Annotated in this window: 16 protein-coding genes; 14 read left to right on the top strand and 2 right to left on the bottom strand. The window is 69.6% G+C overall.

Going from position 1 to position 14,516, the window contains the following annotated elements; all coding sequences use genetic code 11:
* The first annotated feature begins 110 nt into the window (after positions 1–110).
* Both ABE488_RS04140 and ABE488_RS04135 read left to right on the top strand, forming a co-directional pair.
* Positions 111–1,970: an ABC-F family ATP-binding cassette domain-containing protein gene (locus ABE488_RS04140; protein WP_346441603.1), complete on the top strand. Its 1,860-nt coding sequence runs from the start codon at positions 111–113 to the stop codon at positions 1,968–1,970.
* A 59-nt stretch (positions 1,971–2,029) separates the two neighbouring features.
* On the top strand, positions 2,030–2,722 hold the full coding sequence (locus ABE488_RS04135) for a hypothetical protein (protein WP_346441602.1): 693 nt from the start codon (positions 2,030–2,032) through the stop codon (positions 2,720–2,722).
* Positions 2,723–2,749: 27 nt separating this feature from the next.
* Here the strand turns inward: ABE488_RS04135 and ABE488_RS04130 are convergent, their stop codons facing one another.
* Positions 2,750–3,637 carry a LysR substrate-binding domain-containing protein gene (locus ABE488_RS04130; RefSeq protein ID WP_346447256.1) on the bottom strand — a complete coding sequence of 296 codons (888 nt, stop codon included), beginning with the start codon at positions 3,635–3,637 and terminating at the stop codon, positions 2,750–2,752.
* Between the two features lie 169 nt (positions 3,638–3,806).
* Here ABE488_RS04130 and bla point away from each other — a divergent pair, with 169 nt between their 5' ends.
* From bla to ABE488_RS04080, 10 genes are all read left to right on the top strand, one after another.
* On the top strand, positions 3,807–4,718 hold the full coding sequence (gene bla / locus ABE488_RS04125; RefSeq protein WP_346447255.1) for a class A beta-lactamase: 912 nt from the start codon (positions 3,807–3,809) through the stop codon (positions 4,716–4,718).
* Between the two features lie 137 nt (positions 4,719–4,855).
* On the top strand, positions 4,856–5,185 hold the full coding sequence (locus tag ABE488_RS04120; protein ID WP_346447254.1) for a zinc ribbon domain-containing protein: 330 nt from the start codon (positions 4,856–4,858) through the stop codon (positions 5,183–5,185).
* Between the two features lie 121 nt (positions 5,186–5,306).
* Positions 5,307–7,067 (top strand): aspartate--tRNA ligase, encoded by a 1,761-nt coding sequence (gene aspS, locus ABE488_RS04115; protein WP_346447253.1) that lies wholly within the window; start codon positions 5,307–5,309, stop codon positions 7,065–7,067.
* Positions 7,068–7,194: 127 nt separating this feature from the next.
* Positions 7,195–7,395, top strand: coding sequence for a periplasmic nitrate reductase, NapE protein (gene napE, locus ABE488_RS04110; protein WP_346447252.1), 201 nt, complete (start codon positions 7,195–7,197; stop codon positions 7,393–7,395).
* Between the two features lie 12 nt (positions 7,396–7,407).
* Positions 7,408–7,929, top strand: a complete 522-nt coding sequence (gene napF, locus ABE488_RS04105) for a ferredoxin-type protein NapF (protein WP_346447251.1) — start codon at positions 7,408–7,410, stop codon at positions 7,927–7,929.
* The gene (locus tag ABE488_RS04100; protein ID WP_346447250.1) at positions 7,922–8,239 is read left to right on the top strand and encodes a chaperone NapD; all 318 of its coding nucleotides are present in this window, start codon (positions 7,922–7,924) and stop codon (positions 8,237–8,239) included. Before napF ends, ABE488_RS04100 begins: the two co-directional genes overlap by 8 nt.
* Positions 8,236–10,734 carry a periplasmic nitrate reductase subunit alpha gene (gene napA, locus ABE488_RS04095; RefSeq protein ID WP_346447249.1) on the top strand — a complete coding sequence of 833 codons (2,499 nt, stop codon included), beginning with the start codon at positions 8,236–8,238 and terminating at the stop codon, positions 10,732–10,734. Before ABE488_RS04100 ends, napA begins: the two co-directional genes overlap by 4 nt.
* A 1-nt stretch (position 10,735) precedes the next feature.
* Positions 10,736–11,251 (top strand): nitrate reductase cytochrome c-type subunit, encoded by a 516-nt coding sequence (locus ABE488_RS04090; RefSeq protein ID WP_346447248.1) that lies wholly within the window; start codon positions 10,736–10,738, stop codon positions 11,249–11,251.
* Positions 11,248–11,886: a cytochrome c3 family protein gene (locus tag ABE488_RS04085; protein ID WP_346447247.1), complete on the top strand. Its 639-nt coding sequence runs from the start codon at positions 11,248–11,250 to the stop codon at positions 11,884–11,886. The genes ABE488_RS04090 and ABE488_RS04085 overlap by 4 nt, the downstream gene beginning before the upstream one ends.
* 64 nt (positions 11,887–11,950) lie before the next feature.
* Complete coding sequence (locus tag ABE488_RS04080; protein ID WP_346447246.1) at positions 11,951–12,508, top strand: GNAT family N-acetyltransferase; 558 nt, start codon at positions 11,951–11,953, stop codon at positions 12,506–12,508.
* A gap of 34 nt (positions 12,509–12,542) precedes the next feature.
* On the opposite strand, the gene ABE488_RS04075 is transcribed toward ABE488_RS04080, so the two are convergent.
* On the bottom strand, positions 12,543–12,968 hold the full coding sequence (locus ABE488_RS04075; RefSeq protein WP_346441590.1) for an organic hydroperoxide resistance protein: 426 nt from the start codon (positions 12,966–12,968) through the stop codon (positions 12,543–12,545).
* A 115-nt stretch (positions 12,969–13,083) separates the two neighbouring features.
* Between ABE488_RS04075 and ABE488_RS04070 the strand changes: the two genes are divergently transcribed.
* Entirely contained in the window at positions 13,084–13,896 is an 813-nt protein-coding gene (locus ABE488_RS04070) for an AraC family transcriptional regulator (protein ID WP_346441589.1), read from the top strand.
* Complete coding sequence (locus ABE488_RS04065; protein WP_346447245.1) at positions 13,893–14,516, top strand: alpha/beta hydrolase; 624 nt, start codon at positions 13,893–13,895, stop codon at positions 14,514–14,516. The genes ABE488_RS04070 and ABE488_RS04065 overlap by 4 nt, the downstream gene beginning before the upstream one ends.

Here is a 14,516-nt window from a genome sequence, read left to right as displayed (position 1 = left end):
GGCGCGTTTCACGGGCGTCAATGCGGCCAGGAATAGGTTTCGATTGTTCCCTTTTTGGGACGATCGCGGGCGTCGGCGGGCCGAGGCCCCGGCTCCTGTAAAATCGGCGGATGATCTCTTTCAAGAATTTCGCCCTGCGGCGCGGCGAACGCCTGCTGCTGTCCGACGTCGACCTCACTCTGCATTCGGGCTGGCGCGCCGGTGTGGTCGGCCGCAATGGCGCCGGCAAGTCGTCGCTGTTCGCGGCCGTGCGCGGCGAAGTGGAAGCCGACCGCGGCGACCTCGACCTGCCCAACCGGCTACGCGTGGCGAGCATCGCCCAGGAACTGCCGTCGCTGCCCGACCCGGCGATCGAGTTCGTGCTGGGCGGCGATGCTGCGGTCGCCAGCGTGCTCAAGGCCGAGGCCGAGGCGATGGCCGCCGAGGACTGGGAGGCCGTGGCCGAGGCCCACGTGCGCATGGCCGAGCTCGGCGCCTACGACGCCTCGGCGCGCGCCGGCAAGCTGTTGCACGGCCTGGGCTTCCCGGCCGAGACCCACCAGCGTGCGGTCGCCACGTTCTCCGGCGGCTGGCGCGTGCGCCTGAACCTGGCGCGCGCGCTGATGACGCCCAGCGACCTGCTGCTGCTCGACGAGCCGACCAACCACCTCGACCTCGATGCGGTGCTGTGGCTGGAGCAGTGGTTGCTCAAGTACCCGGGCACACTGCTGCTGATCAGCCACGACCGCGAGTTTCTCGACAACGTCTGCACCCACACCCTGCACCTGCATGGCGGCGGCGCGAAGCTCTACACCGGCAACTTCACCGCGTTCGAGCGCCAGCGCGCCGAGCAGTTGCGCCTGCAGCAGATCACCCACGAAAAGACCCAGGCCGAGCGCGCGCACCTGCAGAAGTTCATCGATCGCTTCAAGGCCAGTGCCGCGAAGGCCAAGCAGGCGCAGTCGCGGGTCAAGCGCCTGGCCAAGCTCGCCGACACCGAAGCGGTGCGCGCCGAGCGCGAGGTGCGGATCGACTTCCCGCAGCCGCTGAAGCTGCCGCATGCGCTGCTGCGCATCAACGACGGCGTCTGCGGGTATCGGTCGGCCGACGGGCAGGTGGTGATTCTGGACAAGGTGGGGTTCGGCCTGGAGGCCGGCGACCGCATCGGCCTGCTGGGCCCCAACGGCGCCGGCAAATCCACCCTGGTCAAGTCGCTGGTCGGCGACCTGCCGCTGCTGGCCGGCGAGCGCTACGCGCATCCGGACCTGCGCATCGGCTACTTCGCCCAGCATACGGTCGAATCCTTGGTCGCCGGCACGTCGCCGATCGACCACCTGCGCGAACTCTCGCCCAATGTCGCCACCCAGGCCTTCCGCGACTTCCTGGGCAAATGGAGCTTTCCTGGCGACCGCGCGTTCGAGAGCATCGACGGCTTCTCGGGCGGCGAGCGCGCGCGACTGGCGCTGGCACTGATCGCCTGGCTGCAGCCCAACGTGCTGTTGCTCGACGAGCCGACCAACCATCTCGATCTGGAGATGCGCGAGGCGCTGGCCGAGGCGCTGAGCGACTTTCCCGGCGCGATCGTGCTGGTCTCGCACGATCGCCACCTCATCGGCCTGGTCAGCGACATCTATTGGCGCGTCGCCGATGGCAAGGTCGTGCCCTTCGATGGCGACCTCGACGAATACGCGGCGTGGCTGCGCGCGCGCGGCAATGCCGGCGAGCTGCGCACCCCGGCCGCCACGCCCGTCGCCGAGGCACCGCCGGCCTCGCCGGCGCCGCGTCCCAAGGTCAATCCGCATCGGCTGCAGAAGGTGGAGACGCGGGTCTCCGACCTTGCGGCAGAACTGGCCCGGATCGACGCGACGCTGGCCGACCCGGCCACCTATGCCGACGGCCCGCGCGTGGCCGAGCTGGGCCAGCGCCAGGCCGCGCTGCGCGACGAGCTGGAGACGGCCGAGGCCGAGCTGCTGGCCCTCTACGACGCTTGATCGGCAACCCGGGCAACCCCGGGTTGCCGTTGCGCGGCATGGGCGGGTAGGGTTGCGCGATGAACCGACTCCTGATTCCGACCGCCCTGGCCGCCGCCCTCGTGCTCGGCGCCTGCGGCAACACCGAACCGGCCGCCGACACCCGTCCGCCGCCGGCCAATCCGACCGCCGACGCCGCCGCTGCGGCCGCCGCCGAAGCTGCCGCGCGCGAGCACGTGCCCGCCGACGCGTTCCTGGCGGCGATCGCGCGCCACTGCGGCGAGGCCTTCGCTGGCCGTATCGTCGCCAACGAGCCGGCGCCGGCCGCCGACGCCGCGCCCGATCCGTTCGAGGGCAAAGAGCTGGTGATGCATGTGCGCGGCTGCAGCGACAAGACGCACGAACTGCGGATTCCTTTCCATGTCGGCGACGACCATTCGCGCACCTGGATCCTGACCCGCACCGAGCACGGCCTCCGGCTCAAGCACGACCATCGCAAGCCCGATGGCAGCGAGGACCCGGTGACGATGTACGGCGGCGAGACCCAGAATGCCGGCACCGACCAGCGCCAGGAATTCCCGGTCGATGCCGAGTCGATCGCGCTGTTCGAGAAGGAAGGCCTGAACGACTCGGTCACCAACACCTGGGCGATGGAAATCCATCCCGGCGAGCGGTTCGTCTACGAACTCACCCGCCCCGGCGGGCGCAAGTTCCAGGTCGAGTTCGACCTGACCAAGACCGTCGCGGCCCCGCCGACGCCCTGGGGTTACTGACCGCCGGCACACCGCGATAGCGGCGGGTCAGGGCGCAGGCGCTGGCGTGAGCGCCCGCTGTGCCTGCAGCCAGGTGCGGAACTGGCGCAGCGGCGCCGGTTCCGGCCGTGAGCGCAGCTGGGTCAGCCAATAGCGGCCCAGCGCGATACCGGTGTCGAAGGGCTGCACCAGCCGGCCTTCGCGCAGTTCGCGTTCGAACATCGCCAGCGGCAGCAGCGCCACGCCGGCGCCGGCCGCTGCGGCACTGGCGAGCGCCAGCGACGAATCGAAGACCGGCCCGCGCGCGTCCAGCGTGCCGGCGCCGGCCGCCTGCAGCCAGCGCGGCCACTCGTCGCCGCGGTAGGAGCGCAGCAGCGTCGTGCGATCCAGGTCGCGCGGGCTCGCCAGCCGGCGTGCCAATGCAGGCGCGCAGACCGGCGCAAACAGTGTGTCGACGATCGGCATGCAGGCCTGGCCCTGCCAGTCGCCGTCGCCAAAGCGCACCGCGGCATCCAGACCTTCGCTGGCCAGGTCGATGCGGTTGTTGTGGGTCTGCAGGCGCAGTTCGAGTTCCGGATGCGCGGCCTCGAACGCCGGCAACCGCGGCAGCAGCCAACCGGTGGCGAAAGTGCCGACGACCCCCAGGCTCAGAACCTGGCGCTCGGCGGTGCCGCCGGCACGCTGGACCGCGGTGGCGATGCGGTCGAAGGCGTCGTTGAGGACCGGGTACAGCGCGCTCGCCTCGTCGGTCAGCGCGACGCCGCGCGGCAGGCGATGGAACAGGCGCACCCCCAGGCGATCTTCCAGGCTGCGGATCTGGTGGCTGAGAGCGGCCTGGCTGACGCACAGCTCGAGCGCGGCGCGGGTGAAGTTCTGATGGCGCGCTGCGGCCTCGAAAGCGCGCAACGCGTTGAGTGGCAGCGGCGGACGCGACATGGCGGCAGGGGTGAGCGGGATCGATCGATGATCGCATTCCGGGCGCTGATTGGGGCAAATCGCCATTCCGCCATCGATATGGCTCATGGCTGCCCCCGATTCTTCGCGCTGGTGGCCGCCGCCGCGCGGGCACGAGAATCGGCGCTCACCCAATCTCGGAGATTGCCCGATGGCATCGCGACGCGCGCTGTTGAAACTCGCCGGCCTGTCCGCTCTGTCGCTGCCGATGGCCGCATTGCCGGCCCAGGCGCGCGCCGCGGGGGCGGGCACGAGACCCGACGCGATCGCCGCGGCGCCGGACCTGGCCGCGCTCGAAGCGGCCAGCGGTGGCCGGCTCGGCGTGGCGCTGCTGCGCGACGGCGCCTGGGGTGTGCAGTTCGGGCACCGGGTCGACGAGCGCTTCCCGATGGCCAGCACCTTCAAGGCCCTGCTGGCCTCGGCGGTGCTCGCACGGGTCGATCGCGGCACGCTGTCGCTGGACCAGCGGCTCGCGGTGCGTGAGGCCGACATGCTTGAGCATGCGCCGGTGACCGGCCGGCATGTCGGGCGCGACCTCACCGTGCGCGACCTGTGCCAGGCCACGATGGTCTGGAGCGACAACCCGGCGGCGAACTTGCTGCTGCCGCTGGTCGATGGCCCGGTCGGGCTCACCGCGTTCCTGCGCGCCGCCGGCGATGCGGTGACGGTCTGCGCCCGCAACGAGCCGCTCGCCAACGTGTTCGCGGTCGGCGATCCGCGCGACACGACCAGCCCGCAGGCGATGGCCGGCAATCTGCAGCGGTTCGTGCTCGGCGACGTGCTGTCACCGGCTTCGCGTCTGCAGTTGACCGACTGGCTGATCGGCAACCGCACGGGCGATGCACGCATCCGCGCCGCCGCCCCCGCAGGCTGGCGGGTCGGCGACAAGACCGGAGGCGCGAGCGGCATCAGCAACGACATCGGCGTGCTGTGGCCCGCCGATGGCGGGCGGCCGTGGCTGCTGGCCTGCTATCTGCAGGGCTCGGCGCTCGACGGCGCGGCCCGCGATGCCGTGGTCCGTCGCGCCAGCGAGTTGGCCCTTGCCTACGCGCGCGGTGCGTAGCGTCGCGCGCGAACGAGGTAACCGAGAGGCGCGGCGTCGGGCAGCGGCGCGAACGCGCCACGGTCGCATGCGGCGGACTTGATCCGGTCGCCGGCGCCCCCATGTCCACGCCCAGTCAAGGTTGCCTTCTTTCCATCATGCCGATCTACGCCTTCCGCTGCGCCGACTGCGGCCACAGCTTCGACCGCCTGCAGAAGCTCTCCGATCCCGATCCCGAGACCTGTCCGGCCTGCGACGCTGCGGCCGTCAAGCGTCAGCTCACCGCGCCTGCGTTCCGCCTGGCGGGCAGCGGGTGGTACGAAACCGACTTCAAGAAGGACGGCGACAAGAAGCGCAACCTGGCCGAAGGCGGCGAGTCGGCCAAGCCCGCGGGCGAGGCCGCCGCGAGCCCGGCGCCGGCGGCCAAGTCGGAAGCGCCCAAGGTAGAGGCCAAGCCGGCCGCCAAGCCCGCCGCCGCGGCCGACTGAGGCCGCGCGGCCGGCGTCGCTGCGAACGCAGGCGCGCGCGCACTGCCGCGCACGCCTTACACTATCGGGTTCCGCCCGCCGGGCGGCCCGTATCCCGTGTCTTTCCGCGTTCGGAGTGTCCATGCGTACCCATTTCTGCGGCCTCGTCGACGAGGCGCTGATCGACCAGACCGTCACCCTGTGCGGCTGGGCCGATGTCGCCCGCAACCTCGGCGGCGTCTGCTTCATCGATCTGCGCGATCACGAGGGGATCGTCCAGGTCGTCGCCGAACCGTCGGACGAGCCGGGCAACGCGGACGTGCTGGCCCGGGCCGAGCAGGTGGGTTACGAGGACTGCCTGCGCATCACTGGTGTCGTCCGCCGCCGGCACTCGGTCAATCCGAAGATCCGGACCGGCCAGGTCGAGATCGTCGCGCAGACCATCGAGGTGTTGAACAAGGCCGAGCCGCTGCCGTTCCATCATCACGAGAACCCCGGCGAAGACACGCGACTCAAGTACCGCTACCTGGATCTGCGTCATCCGCAGATGCAGCGCCGCATGCGCACGCGCACCAAGCTGGTCAGCGCGCTGCGCCATTGGCTCGACGCGCGCGGCTTCCAGGACATCGAGACCCCGATCCTGACCAAGGCGACGCCCGAAGGCGCACGCGACTTCCTGGTGCCCGCACGCATGCATCCGGGCGAGTTCTATGCGCTGCCGCAGTCGCCGCAGTTGTTCAAGCAGATCCTGATGATGTCCGGCTTCGACCGCTACTATCAGGTGGCGCGCTGCTTCCGCGACGAGGCGCTGCGCGCCGATCGCCAACTGGAGTTCACCCAGCTCGACATGGAGTTCGCGTGGGTGTCCGAGCGCGACGTGCAGGACACGGTCGAGGCGATGATCCGCGATGTGTTCCGTGAGGTCGCCGGCGTCGAACTCGACGCACAGTTCCCGCGCATGACCTGGGCCGAGGCCATGCGCCGCTACGGCTCCGACAAGCCGGACCTGCGCATCGCACTGGAACTGGTCGACGTCGCCGACCTGGTCAAGGACTGCGGCTTTGCGGTGTTCGCCGGCCCGGCCAACGAGGTCAACGGCCGTGTCTGCGCGCTGCGCATCCCCGGCGGCGCGTCGCTGAGCCGCAAGCAGATCGACGAGTACGCCGCGCATGCGGGCAAGTACGGCGCCAAGGGCCTGGCGTACATCAAGATCGCCGAGTCCGGCGAAATCAGCTCGCCGATCCAGAAGTTCTTCGATGAGGCCGCGTTCGCCGGGCTGGTGTCGCATGTCGGTGCCGGCAACGGCGATCTGGTGTTCTTCGGCGCGGGCAAGTACACGACCGTCAGCGACTTCATGGGCGCGGTCCGGCTCAAGGCCGGCAAGGACTTCGACCTGGTGGCCGAGGGCTGGAAGCCGCTGTGGGTGACCGATTTCCCGATGTTCGAATGGGACGACGAGGCGCAGCGCTACGTCGCCTTGCATCATCCCTTCACCGCGCCTGCGGTCGATGATGAGGCCGACCTGCGGACCAATGCGGCGACCGCGGTCTCGCGCGGCTACGACATGGTGCTCAACGGCAACGAGGTCGGTGGCGGTTCGATCCGTATCCATCGCGCGTCGATGCAGTCGGCGGTGTTCGACCTGCTCGGCATCGGCGCCGAAGAGGCGCAGGCCAAGTTCGGCTTCCTGCTCGATGCCTTGAAGTACGGCGCACCGCCGCACGGCGGCATCGCGTTCGGCATCGATCGCCTCGCGGCGCTGATGGCCGGGACCGAGTCGATCCGCGATGTCATTGCGTTCCCCAAGACCACCGGCGCGCAGTGTCTGATGACCGATGCGCCCTCGCCGATCGCCGACGCGCAATTGGCCGAGGTCCATATCCAGGTCCGCGCGCCACGCTGAAAGACTGCGTGCGGTGCATCGCTGTGCGACGCAGGTCGCGCAGTGGCCCGATATTGACCCAGATCAAGACCTCTGTCGCCAAGGTTGGGTAATCTTCGGGCGCGACTTCTTCTTCGACAGGACTGCCATGACGCCCGAATCGCAGGAGGCTGCCCGCTTGACCACACCCGCACAGCCGGCCGATCCGCGCCGGGCCAAGCGCAAGGAGTTGCTGCTGTTCCTGTTCATCACCGTGGTGATGTTCCCGATACTGTCGGTGCTGATCGTTGCCAGCTACGGGTTCTCCGTGTGGTTCTGGCAGATGTTCACCGGCCCGCCGACGTACTAGTTCGCCGTCGTCATGGTAGCCGCCGCCACCAGACCGCCCGATCCGCGCCGACGCGCGCTGCTGCGCGGTCGTCTGCACGACCCAGATCCCTTGCGCCCGCCGTGGGCATTGGACGAGCGCGCGTTCGTCGATGCCTGCACGGGCTGCGGTGCCTGCGTCGCGGCCTGTCCCGAGCGCGTGCTGGTGATCGGCGAGGGGCGCCTGCCGGTGTTCGATCCGGGCCTGGGCGAATGCACGTTCTGCACCGAGTGCGCCTCCGCCTGCCAGGCCCACGCGTTCCGCCCGGTCGCAGACGTGGCCTGGACGCTGCAGGCGCGCATCGCCGACACCTGCCTCGCGCTGCACGGGATCGTGTGTTCGAGCTGCCGCGACGCCTGCGGCGAATCGGCGATCCGTTTTCCGGTGGCCTCGCGTGTGCCCACGCCGGTCGTGGCCACGGACAGCTGCACTGGCTGCGGCGCCTGCGTCGCCGGTTGCCCATCGGCTGCGATCTCGCTGCGGCCCGTCACCCCTGAGGAAGCCGCCCATGTCTGATCCCCGCCACGAGTGGCATGTCGCCAGCCTGGTCGTCCGCCACCGTCCCCAGGCGCGTGCTGCGCTGGCGGCCGCGGTCGCGACCACCGACGGCCTCGAACTCGCGATGCAGGAAGACACCTGCAGCGTGCTGCTGCAGGAAAGCGACGGCACCGCGGGCCTCATGGCGAGCATCGACGTGCTGCAGTCGGTGGCCGGCGTGATGGCCGTCAACCTCGTCTATCACCACGCCGAGCCGACGTCTGCGATCGATCGCGACTTCGCGCCGGCCGACCACCGTACACAAGACACGACAGGAGCAACGGCATGACCAGCCGCCGCGAGTTCATCCGCAATACCGCCATCGCCAGCGCCGCAGCCGCGGCAGGCATGCCGGTGCCCGCCCATCTGGCCGAGGCGATGACCGAGGGCGACGGCCAGCTCAAGTGGAGCAAGGCGCCGTGCCGCTACTGCGGCACCGGGTGCGGCATCAACGTCGCGGTGCGCGATGGCCGGGTCGTCGCCACCCACGGCGACGTCCATGCCGAGGTCAACCGCGGCCTGAACTGCGTCAAGGGCTACTTCCTGTCGAAGGTGCTCTACGGCGCCGATCGCCTGACCACGCCGATGCTGCGCAAGCGCAATGGCGTGTTCGCCAAGGACGGCGATTTCACCCCGGTGAGCTGGGACGAGGCCTTCGACGTCATGGCCGAGAAGTTCCGCGCCGTGCTCAAGGCCAAGGGCGGCGACGGCATCGGTATGTTCGGTTCGGGCCAGTGGACGGTGTGGGAGGGCTACGCGGCCAACAAACTGATGAAGGCCGGTTTCCGCAGCAACCACATCGATCCGAACGCGCGCCACTGCATGGCCTCGGCGGTGACCGGCTTCATGCGCACCTTCGGCATGGACGAGCCGATGGGGTGCTACGACGACATCGAGGCCGCCGACGCGTTCGTGCTGTGGGGCTCGAACATGGCCGAGATGCACCCGATCCTGTGGACGCGCGTCACCGACCGCCGGCTCACGCATCCGCACGTCAAGGTCGCCGTGCTGTCGACCTACGAGCATCGCAGTTTCGAGCTGGCCGACATTCCGATGGTGTTCAAGCCGCAGACCGACCTGGTCATCCTGAACTTCATCGCCAACCACATCATCAAGACCGGTCGGGTCAACCGCGACTTCGTCGACAGGCACACGACCTTCAAGCGCGGCAACGACGACATCGGCTACGGCCTGCGGCCCGAGCACCCGCTGGAGGTCGCGGCCAAGAACGCGCAGGACCCCAACGGCGGCACGCCGATCGACTTCCAGGCCTTCGCCGACTTCGTCGCGCCGTACACGCTCGAGCGCACGATCGAAATGACCGGCGTGGAGCGCGCGTGGCTCGAGCAACTGGCCGAGCTGTACGCCGATCCGAAGATCAAGGTCATGTCGTTCTGGACCATGGGCTTCAACCAGCACACGCGCGGCACCTGGGCCAACAACATGGTCTACAACATCCACCTGCTGACCGGGAAGATCGCCACGCCGGGCAACAGCCCGTTCTCGCTGACCGGCCAACCGTCGGCCTGCGGCACCGCGCGCGAGGTCGGCACCTTCAGCCACCGCCTGCCGGCCGACATGGTGGTCACCAACCCTGAGCATCGTCACCACGCCGAGGCGATCTGGAAGATTCCGCACGGGATCATCAAGGACAAGGTCGGCTACCACGCGGTCGAGCAGAACCGCGCACTGCGCGACGGCAAGCTCAATGCGTATTGGGTGCAGGTCAACAACAACATGCAGGCCGGCGCGAACATGCTCGAAGAGGGCTACCCTGGCTACCGCAATCCCGACAATTTCATCGTCGTCTCCGACGCCTACCCGACGGTGACCTGTCAGGCGGCCGACCTGATCCTGCCCACCGCGATGTGGGTGGAGAAGGAGGGCGCCTACGGCAACGCCGAACGCCGCACGCACTTCTGGCATCAGTTGGTGCAAGCGCCGGGCGAAGCACGCTCGGACCTGTGGCAGCTGATGGAGTTCTCCAAACGCTTCACCACCGACGAGTGCTGGCCCGAGGAGATCCTGGCAGCGAACCCGCAGTTCCGCGGCAAGACGCTGTTCGACGTGCTCTACCGCAATGGCAAAGTGGACGCCTTCGGGGTCGAGGAGATCGAAGCGGGCTACGCCAATGCCGAGGCCGATGCGTTCAGCTTCTACGTGCAGAAGGGCCTGTTCGAGGAGTACGCCGAGTTCGGTCGCGGCCACGCGCACGACCTGGCGCCGTTCGACATGTATCACCGTGAGCGCGGCCTGCGCTGGCCGGTGGTCGACGGCAAGGAGACGCGCTGGCGCTACCGCGAGGGCGCTGATCCGTACGTCAAGCCGGGCACGGGCTTCCAGTTCTACGGCAACAAGGACGGCCGTGCGGTGATCTGGGCGCTGCCCTACGAGCCGCCGGCCGAGTCGCCCGACGACGAGTACGACCTGTGGTTGGTGACCGGGCGCGTGCTCGAGCACTGGCACTCGGGTTCGATGACCATGCGCATTCCCGAGCTGTACCGCGCTTTCCCGTCGGCAGTGGTGTTCATGCATCCCGACGACGCCCGCGCGCGCGGTCTCAAGCGCGGCGACGAAGTCTCGGTGTCGTCGCGGCGCGGTGCGATGCGCACGCGCGTGGAGACCCGCGGCCGCAACCGGATGCCGCGCGGGGTGATCTTCGTGCCATGGTTCGATGCCGCCCAGCTGATCAACAAGGTCACGCTCGATGCGACCGATCCGATCTCCAAGCAGACCGATTTCAAGAAATGCGCGGCCAAGGTCGCCGCGGTGGGAGTGGCCTGACATGCGCAAGATCCTCGCCATCGTGTTGATGCTCGTGCTGGCCGCGTGCGGCGATCGCGCACCCAAGCCCGAGATCGTGCCGCCGGCGCCCGAGGTCGGCGCGCGCGGCAATCCGGTCCAGGACATCGATCCGTTGCGACGCAACGTGCCGATTACCGCTGAGATCACGCCGCTGCCGATGGCGCGGGTCGAGAACTTCGATCGTCGCCGCGGCCGCGCCTACCCGATGCAGCCGCCGACCGTGCCCCACAGCATCGAGGGCTACCAGGTCGACAAGAACGCCAACCGTTGCATGCTGTGCCACGCGCGCAGCAATGCCGCGCAGTTCCAGGCGCCGGAGATCAGCGTGACCCACTACATGGATCGCGACGACCAGTTCCTGGCGCAGGTGTCCTCGCGGCGCTACTTCTGCCTGCAGTGCCACGTCGTGCAGACCGACGCGCAGCCGCTGGTCGCCAACGGCTTCCGTGATATCGACAGCGTGCTGCGGTCCGAGCGCGAGGAGACCTTGCAATGAAGGCGTTCGGGCGGGTCCAGGCCACGGTCCGGTCGTTCTGGAAGACGCTGCGCTCGCCGGCAGTCCACCTGAGCCTGGGCTTTTTGACGCTGGGTGGGTTCATCGCCGGGGTGATCTTCTGGGGCGGCTTCAATACCGCGCTGGAGGTCACCAACACCGAAGCGTTCTGCACCGGCTGCCACGAGATGCGCGACAACGTCTTCGAGGAGCTCAAGACCACCATCCACTACAACAACCGCTCGGGCGTGCGGGCGACCTGTCCCGATTGTCACGTGCCGCACAACTGGACCCACAAGATCGGACGCAAGATGCAGGCCTCCAAGGAGGTCTGGGGCAAGATCTTCGGCACGATCAATACGCGCGAGAAGTTCCTGGACATGCGCCTGACGCTGGCCGAGCACGAGTGGGCGCGGCTGAAGGCCAACGATTCGCTCGAGTGCCGCAACTGTCATGACTACGACTCGATGGACCTCACCCGCCAGGCGAGCCGGGCGGCGCAGATCCATCGCACGTACCTGGCGACCGGGCAGGCGACCTGCATCGACTGCCACAAGGGCATCGCGCACCGGTTGCCCGACATGACCGGCGTGCAGCAGGGCGTGCGGGCGGTGCCGGCGGCCCACACCGCGCACTGAAGGCGCGCAACATCGCGCCGGCCACCGCTGGAGGCCGGCGCGGCGTTGCTGCGACAATGGCGCGATGACTGTCGAACCCACCGCCGAACCGCCGCTGCCGCCGGGCTTCGTACTGCGCCGCGGTGTCGAAGCCGATGCGGCGCGGCTGTCCGCCCTCGCTGCGCGGACGTTCACCGAGACCTTCGGGCATCTGTATCCGCGCCATGATTTGCAGGCCTTCCTCGACGAGGCCTACGCCGTCGAGCGCCAGCGCATCGTGCTGACCCATCCCGACTACGCAGTCTGGCTGCTCGAGCGTAACGGCGAGGCCGTCGGTCATACCGCCGCCGGCCCCTGCGGCCTGCCGCACGCCGAGGTCGCACCGGGCGATGGCGAGCTCAAGCGGCTGTATCTCGTCCGTGGCCTGCAGGGGGCCGCGCTCGGCACCCGCATGATGCAGGTCGCGATGGACTGGCTGCTGCGCGAGGGCCCGCGCACGCTGTGGGTCGGCGTGTGGTCGGAGAACCTCGGCGCGCAGCGCTTCTATGGCCGCTATGGTTTCGGCAAGGTCGGCGAGTACCTGTTTCCGGTCGGCGCCACGCAGGATCTGGAGTTCATCCTGCGTCGGCCCGTGCAGCGCTGAGCCAGGCGCCTGGGATGGCGCCCGGCTGCTGCCCTCAGGCCACGACCAGGGTCACATCGATGTTGCCGCGGGTCGCGTTCGAGTAGGGGCAGACCGCATGCGCGGCCTCGACCAGCGGCTGCAACTGCTCGCGCGGCACGCCGGGGGCGCGGATCGTCAACGTGGCCTGGATGCCGAAGCCAGCCGGAATCGGGCCGATGCCGACTTCACCGGTGATCGTGGTATCGGCAGGCAGCGTGACCTTCTGCTTGCCGGCGACCAGCTTGAGTGCGCCCAGGAAGCACGCTGCGTAGCCGGCGGCGAACAGTTGTTCGGGATTGGTGCCCGGGCCGCCGGCGCCGCCCAGTTCGCGCGGCGTGGACAGGGCGATGTCGAGGGCGCCGTCGTTGGAGGCGGCGCGGCCTTCGCGTCCGCCGGTGGCGGTGGCAGTCGCGGTGTAGAGCACGGTGTCGAGGGACATGCGAAAGGTCTCCGGGTGGCAGCCGGCGGAATGCCGCTGCGGTATCGACACTGTGCGTGGTTCGCTGATACGTTTGGGCATGCCAAGTCCAGGAAACTTGGCCTGGAGTCCTGCAATGGTGGATCGGCTGGCCGTGCTGCTGGATCGGTTCCGGATCACCGCCGATGTCGACGCCGGCCCTGGCGAGGTTGGCAGCCACGACGACGGCGCGCTGTGGCTCGTGGCGGCCGGTGCGTTGCGCTTGGCTGCGCAGTCGCAGCCGATGGCCGGCCCCGGCCTCCTGCTCGTCCCCCAGCGCATCCTGGCCGACGAGGTCATCACCGAACCCGGAGCGCGCGTGCTCGCCGCGCGGCTGCGCTTGGAGGGCGGCGCCGACAATCCGCTGGTGCGGGCCTTGCCCGCCGTGCTGTGGCTGCCCGCCGACGCGGTGCCGGGCTCGGCCGGGCTGTTCGCGCTGGTGTTCGAGGAGGCCTTCGACGGCCGCTGCGGGCGCACGGTGCTGCTCGATCGGCTGATCGAGGCGCTGCTGGTCCAGGTGCTGCGCCAGCAGTTGGAATCGGGCGGCCTGCGCGGCGGACTGCTGGCGGGCATGGCGCACCCGCGGCTACGGCGCGCACTGGTCGCGCTGCACCAGGCGCCGGCGCGCGGCTGGACGCTGGCATCGATGGCACAGGCTGCGGGGATGTCGCGCAGCGCCTTCGCGCAGAGCTTCCGAGAGGCGCTCGGACAGACCCCGGGCCAGTACCTGCAGGATTGGCGGATCGCGCTTGCGCAGCGGGCGCTGCGGCGCGGCCGGCCGCTGAAGGTGATCGCCGACGAAGTCGGCTACGGCAGCGAGGCGGCGCTGTCGCGGGCGTTCAAGGCCCGCAGCGGGCTGTCGCCGCGGGCCTGGCGGCAGGCGACGGGTCTGCTGGACATGGCCGCATGAGCAACGGGCCTCAACGTGTCGTGCTGCTGCACGGCATCTGGATGGTCGGTCTGACGATGCGGCGCTTTGCACGCCGCCTGGCGGCGGCGGGGTTCGCGCCGGAGATCTTCGGTTACCCCAGCGTCACCGGTGGGCCGCAGGCCGCGGTCGATGGCCTGCTCGCGCAGGTGCGTCGCGGCGGGCCGGCGCATCTGGTCGGGCACAGCCTCGGCGGCCTGGTGGCGCTGCAGGCGCTGGCGCAGGCGCCGGACCTGCCGGTCGGGCGCGTGGTCTGCCTCGGCTCGCCGGTGTGCGGCAGCGGCGCTGCGGCCGAGCTGTCGCGGTGGCCGATCTCGCGGCTGTACTTCGGCCGCAGCGCCGACATCCTGCTCACCGGCTGCGCCCGGTGGCCGCCGCAGGTCGCGGTCGGGATGGTCGCCGGCCGGGTCCCGCGCGGGCTGGGGGCGTTGTTCGCGCGCTTCGATGGCCCACACGACGGCACCGTGGCGGTGGCCGAGACGCGCGCGCCGGGGTTGACCGACCACGTGGTCGTCGACGCCAGCCACAGCGGCCTGCTGTTCTCCTCCCCGGCGGTGTCCCAGACCGCTGCGTTCCTGCGCGAAGGCCGCTTCGCGCGCTAA

The organism is Luteimonas sp. TWI662 (genome assembly GCF_039673825.1).
Taxonomy (GTDB): domain Bacteria; phylum Pseudomonadota; class Gammaproteobacteria; order Xanthomonadales; family Xanthomonadaceae; genus Luteimonas.
This window is presented reverse-complemented; position numbering and strand designations above follow the sequence as displayed.